Origin of the sequence: Kurthia zopfii, assembly GCF_003143955.1 — a bacterium.
Taxonomy (GTDB): domain Bacteria; phylum Bacillota; class Bacilli; order Bacillales_A; family Planococcaceae; genus Kurthia; species Kurthia zopfii.
Map to the genome: position 1 here is coordinate 1 of NZ_QFVS01000050.1, position 15,397 is coordinate 15,397.

At 36.6% G+C, this 15,397-nt stretch carries 15 protein-coding genes; 1 reads left to right on the plus strand and 14 read right to left on the minus strand.

Annotated elements, in window-relative coordinates; genetic code table 11:
- Positions 1 to 241: 241 nt before the first annotated feature.
- The 4 genes from DF281_RS14785 to DF281_RS13350 all read right to left on the minus strand — a co-directional run bounded on the left by DF281_RS14785 (position 242) and on the right by DF281_RS13350 (position 3,162).
- Positions 242 to 418: a hypothetical protein gene (locus tag DF281_RS14785; protein WP_166636149.1), complete on the minus strand. Its 177-nt coding sequence runs from the start codon at positions 416 to 418 to the stop codon at positions 242 to 244.
- Between the two features lie 52 nt (positions 419 to 470).
- The gene (locus tag DF281_RS13340; protein WP_109350758.1) at positions 471 to 836 is read right to left on the minus strand and encodes a hypothetical protein; all 366 of its coding nucleotides are present in this window, start codon (positions 834 to 836) and stop codon (positions 471 to 473) included.
- A 468-nt stretch (positions 837 to 1,304) separates the two neighbouring features.
- Complete coding sequence (locus DF281_RS13345; protein WP_109350759.1) at positions 1,305 to 1,718, minus strand: universal stress protein; 414 nt, start codon at positions 1,716 to 1,718, stop codon at positions 1,305 to 1,307.
- 13 nt (positions 1,719 to 1,731) lie between these two features.
- The gene (locus DF281_RS13350; protein ID WP_109350771.1) at positions 1,732 to 3,162 is read right to left on the minus strand and encodes a SulP family inorganic anion transporter; all 1,431 of its coding nucleotides are present in this window, start codon (positions 3,160 to 3,162) and stop codon (positions 1,732 to 1,734) included.
- Positions 3,163 to 3,254: 92 nt separating this feature from the next.
- Here DF281_RS13350 and DF281_RS13355 point away from each other — a divergent pair, with 92 nt between their 5' ends.
- Positions 3,255 to 3,809 (plus strand): recombinase family protein, encoded by a 555-nt coding sequence (locus DF281_RS13355; RefSeq protein WP_109350760.1) that lies wholly within the window; start codon positions 3,255 to 3,257, stop codon positions 3,807 to 3,809.
- Positions 3,810 to 4,177: 368 nt separating this feature from the next.
- Here DF281_RS13355 and DF281_RS13360 read toward each other — a convergent pair whose 3' ends face one another.
- The 10 genes from DF281_RS13360 to DF281_RS13405 form a co-directional block, all read right to left on the minus strand.
- A complete protein-coding gene (locus DF281_RS13360; protein WP_126342461.1) occupies positions 4,178 to 4,852 on the minus strand; it encodes a hypothetical protein in 675 nt (224 codons plus the stop codon).
- A gap of 203 nt (positions 4,853 to 5,055) precedes the next feature.
- Complete coding sequence (rlmH, locus tag DF281_RS13365; protein WP_109350762.1) at positions 5,056 to 5,535, minus strand: 23S rRNA (pseudouridine(1915)-N(3))-methyltransferase RlmH; 480 nt, start codon at positions 5,533 to 5,535, stop codon at positions 5,056 to 5,058.
- Between the two features lie 90 nt (positions 5,536 to 5,625).
- Positions 5,626 to 5,790: a CxxH/CxxC protein gene (locus DF281_RS13370; protein ID WP_109350763.1), complete on the minus strand. Its 165-nt coding sequence runs from the start codon at positions 5,788 to 5,790 to the stop codon at positions 5,626 to 5,628.
- A gap of 170 nt (positions 5,791 to 5,960) precedes the next feature.
- The gene (locus tag DF281_RS13375) at positions 5,961 to 7,190 is read right to left on the minus strand and encodes a S1C family serine protease (protein WP_109350764.1); all 1,230 of its coding nucleotides are present in this window, start codon (positions 7,188 to 7,190) and stop codon (positions 5,961 to 5,963) included.
- Between the two features lie 167 nt (positions 7,191 to 7,357).
- Positions 7,358 to 8,146, minus strand: coding sequence for an MBL fold metallo-hydrolase (locus tag DF281_RS13380; protein ID WP_109350765.1), 789 nt, complete (start codon positions 8,144 to 8,146; stop codon positions 7,358 to 7,360).
- A 16-nt stretch (positions 8,147 to 8,162) separates the two neighbouring features.
- A complete protein-coding gene (locus DF281_RS13385) occupies positions 8,163 to 9,047 on the minus strand; it encodes a two-component system regulatory protein YycI (RefSeq protein WP_109350766.1) in 885 nt (294 codons plus the stop codon).
- Positions 9,034 to 10,398: a YycH family regulatory protein gene (locus DF281_RS13390; protein ID WP_109350767.1), complete on the minus strand. Its 1,365-nt coding sequence runs from the start codon at positions 10,396 to 10,398 to the stop codon at positions 9,034 to 9,036. The genes DF281_RS13385 and DF281_RS13390 overlap by 14 nt, the downstream gene beginning before the upstream one ends.
- Positions 10,389 to 12,212 (minus strand): cell wall metabolism sensor histidine kinase WalK, encoded by a 1,824-nt coding sequence (gene walK, locus DF281_RS13395; RefSeq protein WP_109350768.1) that lies wholly within the window; start codon positions 12,210 to 12,212, stop codon positions 10,389 to 10,391. Before walK ends, DF281_RS13390 begins: the two co-directional genes overlap by 10 nt.
- Before the next feature lie 6 nt (positions 12,213 to 12,218).
- Entirely contained in the window at positions 12,219 to 12,926 is a 708-nt protein-coding gene (gene yycF / locus DF281_RS13400) for a response regulator YycF (protein WP_109350769.1), read from the minus strand.
- Positions 12,927 to 13,219: 293 nt separating this feature from the next.
- Positions 13,220 to 15,280 (minus strand): collagen binding domain-containing protein, encoded by a 2,061-nt coding sequence (locus DF281_RS13405; protein ID WP_109350770.1) that lies wholly within the window; start codon positions 15,278 to 15,280, stop codon positions 13,220 to 13,222.
- Between the last annotated feature and the right edge of the window lie 117 nt (positions 15,281 to 15,397).

The following is a 15,397-nucleotide window of genomic DNA, read 5'->3' on the forward strand; positions in this document are numbered from 1 at the left end:
TGACGTATTACAATCATTATCGTGGTCAGTGGAATTTAAAGAAGCTGCCGCCTGTAAAATACAGACAGCAGCTTCAACAAGTTTCCTAGTCTTTTTCAAAATGTCCTTTACAAAGGGTACACTTTATTGCACCTTAGGAGGTTTCTTCCATTATTTGCTCTTTGTCAAATAACGTTGGTGAGCGTTTTCAATTGAATAAAAGTCGAGTGATTTGGATTGGTTCTAGATAAAACAGAAGCGATTAATGACTTCCGACTCCGCCACAAACTGTACAATTACCAGGTGAATAAATTAGTTTGGCTGAAATAAACTTACTCATTCTTCCCTTATAAAGCTTTTGATTGACGCAATTCGTAGCGAAGTGGATATTTGAGTCTTGTATATCGAGTAAATTTCGAATATCATGGTTAATAGACAAGTGATTTTCCCCCTTAGTGTATGGTTTCGAGACTTTTATCCTATAGGGAAACTCACTTGTTTTCTATTTTTTCAATAAAAATAACGATCATGAAGTTTCCGTGCCGATCTAATGAGAGATCGGTGCTTTTTTCTTCACCAACGTTATTTATTGTAGAACCGTAAAAATCCCCGTTTTCAAAAAGGTTGCGGAAAAATCGTTTAAAATGAACCCCATTTATTATAATTTCCTTTATTTGGCTAAAATCATAAGGACGGTTAAGATAACAAATTAATGTTTCTTCCTGCAAAATAACCTCTTCCTCTGGACTCAAAAAGGAATATCGAATACTTAATATCACTTCATTTGTCATTACTCGATTTTCTTCTACATCGAAATAGCCACCGTTATAAATCATATCTGAATTTATTTTAAACATAATGATTCCCCCCTTCAAAGTATAAATAAGTTATAGCGCGCATCAATTTCATCTACAAGCAAAAGTTATTAGTAAATATCGAAAAATATTTTCAAAGGAAGTGGTATAAGACTAGTGAATAGATATAAATGTAGGCTTTGTGGGGGATTTAACGTATATTAGGAGTAAAAACTACCATACGTGTCAGAAGAAGATTTAGCGTATTTATTGGGCGCAATTAAGAATATGTCTCGAAATCGATTTGTAACGAACTGTTAGGCAATATGAGAATGAATCGTTTCAGGATGTTTACTGCCATAAGAATGCACCACTACTGCCATATTTTTTACCAGCGATTGTAACAGGATTTTGAGAGATTAAAAAGTCCAATTCCTCTACATTTTTACCAAGGAATTAGACAAATATAAATAAGCCTAAATAAAAAGCAGCATGACCGTAGCCATGGCTGCTCTTACAAAAAAGTATCCGCTATTTCACAATCAACGCTGGGCATTGAACGCGCTTCATAACTTTGTGGCTGACGCTACCAAGAACCATCTCTTGCAAGCCATTTAAGCCTCGGCTACCGATAACTACTACATCTACCTGCTTCTCATTGGCATATTTCACAATTTCAGGACCAGGTGTACCATGTAAAATCGTTAATTTATAGTTTTTTCCTGTTTCTTTTAATACTTCTTCGATAGGTGCTACTTTACGTTTACGCTCTAATAGTAGGCTTTCACTAGACGCTGCTTGTAATACTTCAGTTTTTGCCTTCTCAAAATCGGCAACATATACCATTTCAATCAGTGACTCTTCAGTAGCAATTTTTACCGCCTCTTTCGCTGCACGTACGGAATTTTCAGAGCCATCTACTGCTAATAAAATATGTTTATACATAACGCATCCCCCTTTAATGTGCACTACTTACATTTAATAATTGTTTATATAACTTTTCACTCGCAGGATTCATACCGATTACTTTGACCGTTTTCCCCTGCTCTTCTAACTTCATAACCACTTTTAAGACTGCACCAACAGCAGATTCATCCCATAAATGGCTGCTTGATAAATCAATCGTTACATTAGACTCTTTTGCTTCTTCAATCGTTCTTACGAAGTTTTGTGCTGAAGCGAAGAATAAAGGACCCTCAATAATAAATGTGCCGTTATTTTGATGAATACGCACTTTTGAAATTGAGGCTACAAAGAATAACGAACTTAAAATAACCCCTAGTACAACTCCAATGGCTAGGTTGTCTGTATATACAACTACTGCTACTGTTGCGAGCATTACAAATGCATCGCTTTTCGGTGCTTTGACTAGGTATTTAAATGAACCCCAATCAAACGTGCCAATACTGACCATAATCATAATCCCAACAAGTACGGGCATTGGAATATCAACTACGACATTCCCAAGCACTAAGATTAAAAACATTAAAAATACACCCGCAACAAGCGTTGATAAACGACCTCGTCCACCCGATTTCACGTTAATCATTGACTGGCCAATCATCGCACAGCCTGCCATCCCACCAAAGAAACCGTTGATAATGTTTGCAATCCCTTGTCCACGTGCTTCGGTATTTTTATTCGATTTTGTATCCGTCATATCATCGACTATTTGTGCCGTCATCAGTGACTCCATTAAACCGACAAGTGCTAATGCTAATGCATAAGGGAAAATAATTACTAATGTATCAAAATTAAACGGTATATCTGGAATGAAGAAGTGCGGTAAACTCTGTGTAATCGAACCCAAATCCCCAATTGTTTTCAAATCAATATTAAACATAAATGTAATCGCCGTTAAAACAATAATGGCAATTAGCGGTGCAGGTACTGCTTTAATGAATCGAGGTAAAATACATACGATGCATAATGTGACAGCGATAAATACATACGTCATGTACCCTTCTCCCAAAAAATGAGATACTTGTGCCATAAAAATTAAAATGGCTAGTGCGTTCACAAAGCCAATCATCACGGCATTTGGAATGAAACGCATTAGTTTCGCAATACCAAATACCCCAAATAATACTTGTATGATCCCTGTTAAAATCGTTGCTGCTAATAAATACTGTAATCCATGGTCTACTACTAAATCGACAATCACCAGTGCCATTGCGCCCGTTGCAGCAGAAATCATTCCTGACCTACCACCAACAAATGCTATAATAACAGCAATAGAAAATGACGCATAAAGACCGACCATTGGATCGACACCAGCAATGATGGAAAAGGCAATGGCTTCTGGTATCAGTGCTAAGGCGACGACAATCCCTGACAAGATGTCTCCACGCACGTTACCGAACCATTGTTGTTTTAAACTTTGCATGATATTCTCCTTTTTATCTAATCTAAATTCTTTGAATATCATAGCACACTTTTCCCAAAACGGAACCTTTATAGGACTAAATGGAGTGAAATTGAATGATTTACGGTTATCAACGACCACTATATAACGATGAGAATATGCAATTGCAAACAGTTTCTTTAAAGGGTTGCGACCAGACTTTTACAGAAAATCATGGTCGTGCCAAAAAGCGAATCGCTCTCGAAGATTTACTGATGACGATGAAAAAAGGCGATACTATTCAGGTGCTTCGCTTTTTTAGTATTGCGGATACGACAAGGCATTTAGAAGAACTGTTGAAAATTTGTAAGCGTGATGAAGTAACGATTTATTTCATCGAAGAGAATATTACATCCACACAAATCCTCGAAAAATCGTTAGAACAAGTATTACAATTCTTTTTAACCTTCCAAAGCGATATCGTGAAGCAATCTACTACTTTGGGAATGGCTGAGGCAAAAGCAAAAGGAAAATCCTTTGGTCGTCCTAAAAAGTCGGATGACAATGTTAAAAAGGCAATCGAAATGTATCAGGCTGGAAATTTCACCTTGCTTGATATTAAAAATGAAACAGGCATTAGTAAATCAACACTCTATCGTTATCTAGAGTCAATCGAAGCCAAACAAGAGTAAATTAAAATTCTTATAACCAATGTCAAATAAATAAAAACAAGCCTGCTCAGATTAATGTATAAGCAGGCTTGTTTAAATACCATCTAAAGCGAAAAGACGAAAGGGAACTTAATTCTAAACTGTTCTGTTCAATGGTACAAACATTTGAAATTTCATTCGAATTAGCAAGGGTTTTATATCTAAAATTGCAATGCCATTAGCATATGTATTGGTGCTTTTTTTGGCAAAGAAAAATGACATGATTCTTTTACTGAATCAAGCCATTTTTGAATTTAACTGAATTAATACATCATAATATTTAAAGAATGTGTCTTAACTTTCGTAAAAATATCCATTATATTTCTTAATAAATTGAGAGTTGTCTTCAATTATACCTCAAAACTTCCCATTAATATCGCATGATTTGGTTTTCCAGAAAACTCTGGAAGATAATCGCTTGAGGTTAGTCTTTCATAGCCATTTTTCTTGGTGACAAAATTCCAATCATATTTAGCATACATTTTATAGCCCTCTTTATCACTTAAATCATCTTTCTCATTTTGAAGAATTCTAACGTTTTTTGCAGCAATTAAATCAATCCCTACCTTACCACCATCTTTATGTACGAAACTCCATCTTGCATTATCACGAGTTCTCGGTCCATATATTTCTGCTGAAGTTAAATACTTAATAGCATACGAATAAGTTATATTAAAATCCCCAATGCAAATTGCTTTATCAATTAATCTAATTTTATTGTTTAAAACATCGAACTGCTTCTCTCTATCTTCTTTAAGACAATTTGTCTTAATTCTAGTGCCTATAATAGAGAATACTTTCTCTTGTTCTGTTTTAATATTTATTTGAAGGTACTCAGGGGATTGTACATCCACAGGATTAATTGTAATAATATTACTTATGTCCCTTTCTTTAAATTTATTTCTATTTAGAGCAATCAGTATTTGATTATGTTTATATACAAAGGGTGATATGAACATATAATAATTATCTTGCATACGTTGTCTAACATAATCAAAGTTACAACCAATATAAAATTCAACCAAAACAACTATATCTACATTTTTTTCAATAATAGTATCAACAACAAATTTTGGTGTTGAGTAATCACGATATCCTCCTGCACCTTGAACATTCCATAGGTAAATAAAAACTGTAAGAACGCTTATATCTCGCCCTTACAGTGACATTTCTAATATTTTATCTAGTATAGGTCCTTCAACTTTAAATTCCGATTTATTTTTTAACACTATTTGTGATACGGTTCACCTTTCATAATTCGGTAGCTTCGATAAATTTGTTCGACTAGCACGAGTTTCATGAGTTGGTGAGGGAGTGTCATCTTGCCGAATGAGATTTTTGTGTCAGCTCTTTTTAAGACATCATCATGTAACCCTAGTGAACCACCAATGATGAAGACGATCTTACTTTGCCCATAAGTCATTAAACTTTCGATCTCTTTGGACATTTCTTCTGATGTTCGTTGCTTACCTTCAATCGCAAGGGCGAAAACGTAGGCATCTTGTGGAACTTTCGCTAAAATCCGTTCAGATTCCTTCTTTTTGACGATTTCCATCTCAGCATCGCTTAGCTGCTCCGGCGCTTTTTCGTCTGGAACTTCGATTAAATCAAGCTTAGTATAGCCACCAAGGCGTTTTGCGTACTCTTCAATTCCCAATTTTAAATACTTTTCTTTTAGTTTTCCGACTGAAATGATTGATATACCCACAGCATTATCCACTCTTTTCCAATATTTATAAACAACTTATCCACAAAACTTATACACATATCCACAATTAACTCTATATGTTGTGGGGGATTATTTGTTCCCTACAAGATATTCCGCACGTTCATCACAGTATTCGCACTTTGTGGATAACTGTTCTTCTTCTGATAGCTTATCCATAATTGGAAAATCTTTTTCATTTCCTACAAATACATCCAATGCATGTCCTACATGATTTTCACAGCTCTTAATTTCCATTTTCGTCGTCCTCCTTATTTTCAGAATTTAATAAAAGTTATGCACATTTTCTTCTTGCTTATCCACAATCTATTGTAACAAACAAAAAGAAAGCAGCAAAGGATATTCATTCACCCTTACTGCTTCCTCATTTTTACATTCTCTTTACAAATTTAAGTTATCCACAATTCTTATTTGATTGTGCTTTTTAATTCAACTGTTTTGTTGACAATTTTTCCATTGCGGTAGACTTTCAATTTAACTGAGTCACCGACGTTTTTACTGTACAACACTTTACGTAATTCAATGGCGTTACTTACTTTTTTACCATCCATCTCTACGACTACATCGTACTGTTCAATGCCACCACGATCAGCCGCTGCGCCTTTCTCAACTTCACCAATCACGACACCTTCCGTGACATCTGTTGGTAAGTTCAGCGTTTGTTTTTGGTAGAATGCTGGCACTTCAGAAAGATCCATTAGTGATACACCCATTGCTGGACGTTCCACTTTACCTTTTGATTCTAACTGTTCGATGATTGGTAATGCAGTATTCACTGGGATTGAGAAGCCTAACCCTTCAACTGTTGATTGTGAAATCTTCATCGAGTTAATACCGATTACTTGGCCTGCTAAGTTAACTAGCGCACCACCTGAGTTACCTGGGTTAATCGCAGCATCTGTTTGAAGAACTTCTGCGTTCCAGTCTGCTGTACCGTCGCCGTTAATATCCATTGGAACTGTACGATCCTTACCTGATACTACACCCGTAGTTACTGAACCATATAGGTCTAAGCCAAGTGGGTTACCGATTGCGATGACCGCTTCACCTTGTTTTAACTTATCTGAGTCACCAAATGTTGCGACTGTTTTTGCATATTGCGCATCCATCGAGATGACAGCTAAGTCAGTCCACTGATCTGTACCTTCTAGTTTCGCATCGACTTTCTTACCTGATGTTAAAGTGACTTCTAATTTATCCGCACCTTCAACAACGTGATTATTCGTTACGATATAAGCTTTACCACGTTCTTTTTTATAAATTACACCAGAACCACTGCCAGATTCGACTGCGGATTCTTCTTTTTTCTCACCTGTTGAAAATCCACCGCCGAAAATATCAGCTGCCGATTGTTGTTTTTGTATATTTGTAATACCAACTACTGCGTCCTTTGTCTTATCCACAGCATCGGTTACATTCGTCGTTACATCCGTCGAAAGTTGCTCCGTCTTCACTTTATTGGATGAACTGCCTGCACTATCACCATTTGGTAAAGTATTTGAAAGGGAAGGTACAATCAGCCAAACAAGTAACGCCCCTACAATTACACCAATCAAACCTGTTAAAAAATAACCTGCTTTACTGCCTTTGTTTTTCTGTTGTTTACGTCCGTGTTCTGTATCATCATAATAGCCCATATTTTATGCCTCCCTGTTGTTATTTGTTATTTGATATTTATACTTTAACCAATGAACATGAAAATTAGATGAAAATCACTTAAAAATAGCATAACGATTGTCTTATTCCCTTTCTTTTATTCACAAAACAAAAACGCCAGTACAATTATATGCACTGACGTTCCTTCTTAAACTAATACTAATTTCGTTGGTTCATCGGCGTCCGTATCATGTAAATGAACGAATTCACCAGGATTAATCCCAACCGACTGCAATGTTTGAGATACACTCAAGCGCGCTAAGTCTTTCATATTATTATCTTTACTTAAATGGGAAAGATAAATCTGCGTTTCCTTTTCAAAAACAACATCGCTCATCGCAATCGCCGCATCTTCATTACTAACGTGACCGACATCGCTTAAAATACGTCGTTTAATCGACCAAGGATACGGCCCCATTTGAAGCATACTGACATCATGATTACTTTCAAAAATATAGGAATCAGCGCCACGGATAATCCCCTTCATACGATCGCTTACATAGCCCGTATCTGTGATGACAACGAGTTTGCGACCATTCTCATGGAAAGTGTAGAACATCGGGTCAGCAGCATCATGTGATACGCCAAATGACTCTATATCAAGTCCACCGAATGTTTTCACGGTTTCCATATCAAAATGGAAACGTTTTTCTGTTGGAATCTTCCCTACAAGATGATCCATCGCATCCCATGTTTTTTCATTGGCGAACACTGGCACATTATATTTTCGTGCCAACACGCCAACGCCCTTAATGTGGTCTGTATGCTCATGTGTAACGAGAATACCCGACAGTTTTTTTATATCACGATCAATTTTTTGAAAAAGTTGATCCATTTTCTTCCCTGTTAAACCTGCGTCTACAATGAAAGCTTGGTCTCCACTCTCAACATAAACAGCATTCCCTGTACTGCCGCTTGCCAATACACTGAACTTCATAATAAAGACCCCTAACTCACTTGATATTTCGCTCATTCACCTCTAGTTTTTCGCTAGGCTGATGATCTAAGTCTAATGATTTTTCAACTTGAAAATCAATATCTTTCTCAATTTCTACCACTTGGTTATCTACAGCATTTACGAAGAAATCTTTTTGCTGTGGATGCCCGTCTTCATTTGGAACCATCGCTCGAATATGCCATGTTGGTGATAGTACTTGTGTTTCTGTTAGTGGCACAAGTGTCGAATAGCCCATCTCTACAAATGAAATCGTCGTATGATCTTTCACATAGCCTTTTTCAAAGATTGTTTTAATCGCTTGAATTGGCTTAATGAATGTATTCTTTTCACCGATTGCTTTCAAAGAACCAAACATTGTTTGCTCATATCCGATAATTTCATTTTTTACATTCCATTGCACTTTTACAGACGCACTTTGGTTATAGAAAATCGTGCGATCGTCCATCACTTGGAAAAATACAGCTTCTTTTTTAGCATCATTAATGCTCCAAAGTTCGTATTCTTCCCCTTTTAAAACGGTCTTTTTCACAAAATCAGTTAACGTCTTATCTGTTATTTCTTCTAACTTCTCAGGTTGTTTCAGTTGTGACTCAATGATTGTGTTATCGCGAATTGTCAGCACTTGATTCACTGCTGCTTTTTCAAGATCACTATTTTCAAAAGTCTTAATTTTCCCGGATACATAGGATACATTTTCAGAGCTTGCAGGCAGTTTTCCGATCGTGATATTCGCATTTTTTAAATCATTCTCAACGCTCGTACCACCTAAAACCTCCAACTTTTGCTCTTCATTATAATTATTAATGTAAACCGAATATAAAAATACATTCAAAATAGAGAATACGATGATAAAAATGGTTTTTGTTTTACTCCAATCCATTTGTATCACCTCCTACTTCTCGGTCAATCTCATCAATCGAATGCCATTGTCCATCAACCTTGTAGAACCACGTTGGCTCGAATAAATAGATTGAAGAACGTTTCACATCTTTTTTCATCGTAAAACCTACGCGTAATGCTGCGATCTCATTGAAATCAATTGATTGACTAGCCATTAGTTTTTGAATCACTTTTTCACCCGATAATAACTCGATCTGTTTATTCTTCTCTTGTGGAAGATACGCGAGTTTATAAGTAGGTCGGTTATAACGATAAATTCGGCCATTGCCCCAATACGTTTCAATTTTCGTAGTGCCTAAATCTGTTTCATAAACAGGCAGATTTTCAATATACAATTGATAGTCTACTTTTTGCGCATTGTAGTCGACCGATGAATAGCGATAATCACCTGTCCAACCACCATGTTGGTTAATGAAACCGAATGTATTCATGATCAAATTCGTCTTCTGAATATTTTCTTGATTCTCATTTGCTGTCGAATCTACAAAGTTCACTTTATAATTTTCGCGGTCAATCGTCATGATTGATTTATCGTCCGAATAACGGTCGACACCTTCTTTATTATCTGGGCTCATCTTAACAATTTTAGGCGTTAGGAATAATGCACTTTTAAAATCATCGATGCTCGTAGATGAAATCAGATACTTATACTGCTTCATCTTCTGAGGTTCAGTTGGTAAGAACAGTGTATTTGTATTATCTCGCTGAACCGGTGTATAGCTTGGATAATTCTTTAATTCACTCAAAATTTTCTTTTCAAATGTTTTTTCGTTTTGAATTTTAATTTTGGCTCTATATAGTTGTTTTTGCTTCGCATTTGAGAAGAATACCGTTAACTCATTCGCTGGTACATCATCTTGATTTAAGCTGCTCCAACTAATAATCATGTGATCAAAGCTTACTTCCGGTACTTTTTTGCCGATGATTGGCAAAACATTTTGGAAGATTGGCATAGGGACTTCACTATCAAATTGGAAGATTAAACGATTATCTAACAACATTAAATCATTCAATTTTGAAATACTGAAATTATTACTTACTGCTGATACATCAGATAATTCCCATTTTTTTAATTCATCAAAAACACGCGTCATGTCAGATGTATCTGCTGTTCCTGTCCAATCACCATTTTGATTCACTAATAAACGGTACGGTTGAACTACTTCAGAAATTTGGCGTTTCTGCTCCATAGATATATCAATCGCATTCGTCTTATCTACTTTTTCGTAGTTCGGGTGATAGGACCAAATTGAGAATGTCAGCGTTACACTCATTAATACTAGAACGATTAATACGATTGTTTTCGTCTGCTCTAAATATTTCAATCCCATTCACCACCCTCGTCACCATTATTCGGCAAGGTGAAGAATATAGATGATCCCTTACCTTCTACTGAAGTAGCCCAAATTTGACCACCATGTGCATTAATCATCTCTCTTGAAATCGCAAGACCTAAACCAGTTCCACCCATTGAACGCGCTCTCGCTTTGTCCACACGGTAGAAACGGTCGAAAATACGGTCTACATTTTCTGGAGGAATCCCCATCCCTGTATCCGTAACCTCAACTAATAGTTGCTCATCATTCGTTGATAATTTGAAGCGTATATATCCACCATCTGGCGAATATTTCAAAGCATTTGAGATGATATTATCGATTACTTGCGTGATCTTGTCGGTATCAATCTCGACATAAATCGGCGCATCCGGTAATTCTCGAATGAACTCAACTTCCTTCGATTTCGACATTTCAAAACGATTAATGATGCGGTCGAAGAATTTAACGAAATCAACGAAATCTGTATTCAATTCATATTCGCGACTATCCATACGTGATAATTGAAGTAAATCCGACACTAAGCGGATCATACGCTCAGTCTCAGTACGTGTCACATTTAAGAAAGTTGGCGCGATATTCTCGTCTTTCCATGCACCATCCGCCAATGCTTCTAAATAACTGCGCATCGTCGTAAGTGGTGTACGTAATTCATGCGAAACGTTTGATACGAATTCGCGACGTTCCATCTCAATTTTCTCTTGCTCGGTAATATCATGTAATACGACAATTAGGCCGTTTACAAAACCTGTCTCTTTTTGAATAACAGAGAAGTTAGCACGCCAAATATATGGGTGATCCCACGAACTAAAATCAAGGTTGATCGAATCTTGCATATGAATTAAATCTTCAAAAGTATATTCATCATCAACACTCAATACTTCCGTGATTGAACGGCCCATTAATTCATTGTTTTCGGAAGCTAAAAGTTTTTGTGCGGGTGTATTAATTAAAATAATCTTCCCTTTACGATCCGTCGCTATTACACCATCCGTCATATTCGTTAAAACGGACGCAAGTTTACGACGTTCACCTTCAGTTGTAGAGTGTGCTTCTTGTAACCGGTTCGTAAGATGGTTGAATGAAACAGCAAGTTGACCAATTTCATCATTACCATACACTTTTACTTTCCGTGAGAAGTTCCCTTTTGCCATCGCTACTGCCTGTCTTCTCATATCAGAGATTGGCTTCGTAATTGTTTTCGCAATAAATACACCTAGTACAATGGTGATCAACAGCGCAATTGCTGTACCACCTGCTAGGATTTTATTGATGGTTGCCATTTGCTCAAAAACGGATTCAATATTCGCTTTAACATAGATGACTCCTATGATTTTCCCTTTTGATTGAACAGGTTTCGCAACAACCCAAACCCGCTTATCCGTCTTGTCATCAATAGCTATTTTTTCTACCGGTGAGGCTGTTGTCATCGCTTGGCTGACGTTACTATCAACCGACCTCTGTCCGACAATCGATTGGCTACTATTATCTGAAGTCGCTAAAATTCGGTTATGTGCATCAATAACTCGAATTTCACGAATATCATCTGATGATAGTCCGCTAAGGATGTCTTTCAAATTGGCCTCTAAACTTGCATCATTTTCAGAATGGGTCTTCGTCATTTCTTCTTTAACGCTAAAATCGACCAGCTTAAGACGGTCCGTGATCGAAACCTCGAAGTTGTCTTTAAGCGTAGCCTCTAGTTTATTCGCAAAGTATAGACCCATAATTTGCATTGCTATAAGTATTAAAAGTACATAGATTAGTACAACTTTTACATGTACCGATCTAAAGAATCCTACTTTATGCATTCGTCATTACTCCTGTTCAGGATTTCTCAAATAGTACCCCACTCCACGGCGTGTAACGATCCACGCTGGATGACTTGGATTGTCTTCGATTTTTTCGCGCAGTCTTCTAATCGTTACGTCGACTGTACGTACATCGCCAAAGTAATCATAGCCCCATACTGTTTGCAGTAAATGTTCACGTGTCATTACTTGTCCAATATGTTTTGCTAAGTAGTGTAATAATTCAAACTCACGGTGTGTCAGCTCGATTGTTTCGTCTCTCTTCAACACTAAGTACGCTTCTGGTTGAATTGTTAATGAACCTACTACGATATCTGTAGAAGTCTCTTCTTCTTCAACTTCAGTCGTTCTTTGGTGGCGACGCATATTCGCTTTGACACGCGCTACAAGTTCTCGTGTACTAAATGGCTTCGTCACATAATCATCTGCACCTAACTCAAGACCTAAAACTTTATCGATTTCAGAGTCTTTCGCAGTAATCATAATGATTGGTGTATCGTATTTTTTACGTACTTCACGCACGACTTCCATTCCGTCTCTTTTTGGAAGCATAATATCTAAAAGAATTAAATCTGGTTTCTCTTCTTCTACTTTTTCAAGAGCTTCGTCACCATCATATGCTGTTACAACACGGTAACCCTCTTTTGTTAAATTAAATTGTAATATATCTGCAATTGGTTTTTCATCATCTACGACTAATACTGTCTTATCCAAACCATTTCATCCTCTCTCACGGTTAAAATTCTCTATCTCTATTTTGAAATAAGCTATTATTTCCTATCTAATTACTCTACCATGCTTTATGATTTATCGCATCTTTCGGCGTTTTTCTAGCAATTATTCCCCAGGAAATAATACACGAAATTTCACCTTCGTACTCTTAAGTTATCACATATTACGAGTAAGAACGTCTTTGATATAGGATTGTAAAGAAAATGAAAGATTATTGAATAAAATGAAAAAACGGAAACTGTCGTTAAACAGTCCCCGTCATTATGTTTCAAATATTATGCAGTTTTCTTACGACGTAAAATTGCTGCTCCAATTAGCAATAATACTAATCCCAGTGCTGTTGCACCATAAGCTACTGCTTCACCTGTTTGAGGTAATTTATTTTCTTCTTTGTCACCCGCAACAGTTGGTTTTTCAACCTGATTTGTCTCAGTTTTATCTATTTCAGTATCGCCATCAACTACTGGTTTTTCCCCACCGTTTGGATCATTAGGGTTTTCTTCAGTATCACCATCAACATCTACTGTCGGTTTTTCTGGCTCATTTGGATCTACTGGATCTACTGGATCTACTGGATCTACTGGTTTTTCCGGTGTAGCTTCGTTTGATACTGTTACATTCGTAACCTTACCATATGCGATTTCTACAGGAATTTCTTCCGTTGCAAGTTCATGACCTACTGGAGCTTTCGTTTCAATCAATTTGAATTCATTTGAAAGTGAAATTGGTTTACCATCTTTACCTTTTTTGATTACTAATGGTACATCTACTGTAACCTTACCATCTTTGTCCGTCACGATGCTTTCAACGATTGTTTTACCATCAGAATCGACTAACTTGAACTCCGCTCCTGGCAATAATTTTGATTCGTCCCCAGCACTTACTTTCGTAATAACTAATTGACCGAACGGACTCGTTGGAGCGTTCGTTACTGTAAGTTCCTGCTTATCTTTATCTACTGTAACCGGTATTTCATTTTCTAGTGAAACTTCGTAACCTTTAGTTGCTTGATCTTCTACTAATACATACTTTTTATAAAGTAATTTCGAGAATTCAAGTTTACCTTCTTTATCCGTTACACCTTTTTTAATGGCAATTTGTTTCTTGCCATCTTTATCTACACTCCAAAGCGTAAATTTAGTACCTTCAAGCGCTTTTTCTGGGTTATAGGCATCAACCTTCTTAATCGTTAATGAACCCGTCTTACCTGAACCTGAGCCTTCTGAAGTAGTGAGTACTACTTTAATACTTTCTTTTGAAGGACTCTTATCCGAAGTTACTTCATTTGATTTCGCATATGCTGTATTGGCAACGAACTCGCCGTCAGCCGCATTGATATATGAATCATATTCAATATAATAGGCTTCTTTAATATCTTTGTTGAATTTCAATTCGAATGAGCCATTGTCTTTCATCTTCACTGTGTAAAGTGATTTCGCAATTTCCTCACCTTTTTGGAATTTACCATCTGAAGTTGGAGTTGCTTTAAATACTTTAAATGAATCTTCTAATACGAAAGTATTTTCAGTTGGTGTATCGATTAACGTTGCGTTTGTAAGAGTAGATTGTGACATATTGAATGCTACAGTCCACTTAATCACATCGCCATCTTGTACACCTCTCTTAGAAGTTAACTCTCCACCATGTGTTACAGGAACTTTCGCAGTTAACTCTGAAGATTTTTTAGTACCTTCAACGCTGGCTTTATTGTTGTACTCTTTTGAAATAACACCATCTTCATCAATTGAAGAATACGTGATTTTATATGCAGATGAAATTGGTTCGTTAAATGTTAAGACAAAACCTGGTTTACCATCAATTACTTTTTCCACTACTGTGAAGTTTTTGAATTCGCCAGCGTCTGTACCTACACCACCATTAGCTAAATTAAGTTTCACAACTTTGAATGAATCAAGAAGTGGCTTTAAACCTTCTGGTGATACATCTTGGATTACTAATTTATCAACTTTTTCTTTGTTGTAGTTCACACCTAGAGTCCAGTTGAACTGCTTCTTCACATAATCATATGACCCTGATTTATAACCATTATTTTGTGACTCTTTTTCTGGAGTAAATGTAGCGTCACCATCAATTGTAAAGTCTTTTCCATTAACAGTTGTTGTCATTTGCGCTTTGTTGATGAAAGTGTTTTTGCCATCAACTGTTTGCGTTGTGTCGTAATCAGTTACATATGAAAGGCGTAGGTGATCTGTTACTGTTTTAAGGAATTTAATTTCAAATCCAGCTTCACCTTTGTTTTCTAATTTATAGTCACTACCTGCAACTAATTTAGCACCTTTTGAATCCGTAATAACGACCGTATCAGCTTTTAACATCTGTTCGGTAGAATTCCCCCATCTTCTATAAGTGGGGGATGAATACCGTTCAGTTTGAGGGTTACCGTTGGTAACTCGAAAACTGATATAAAGGTCTTATCGCCTTTTTCTTTTAGC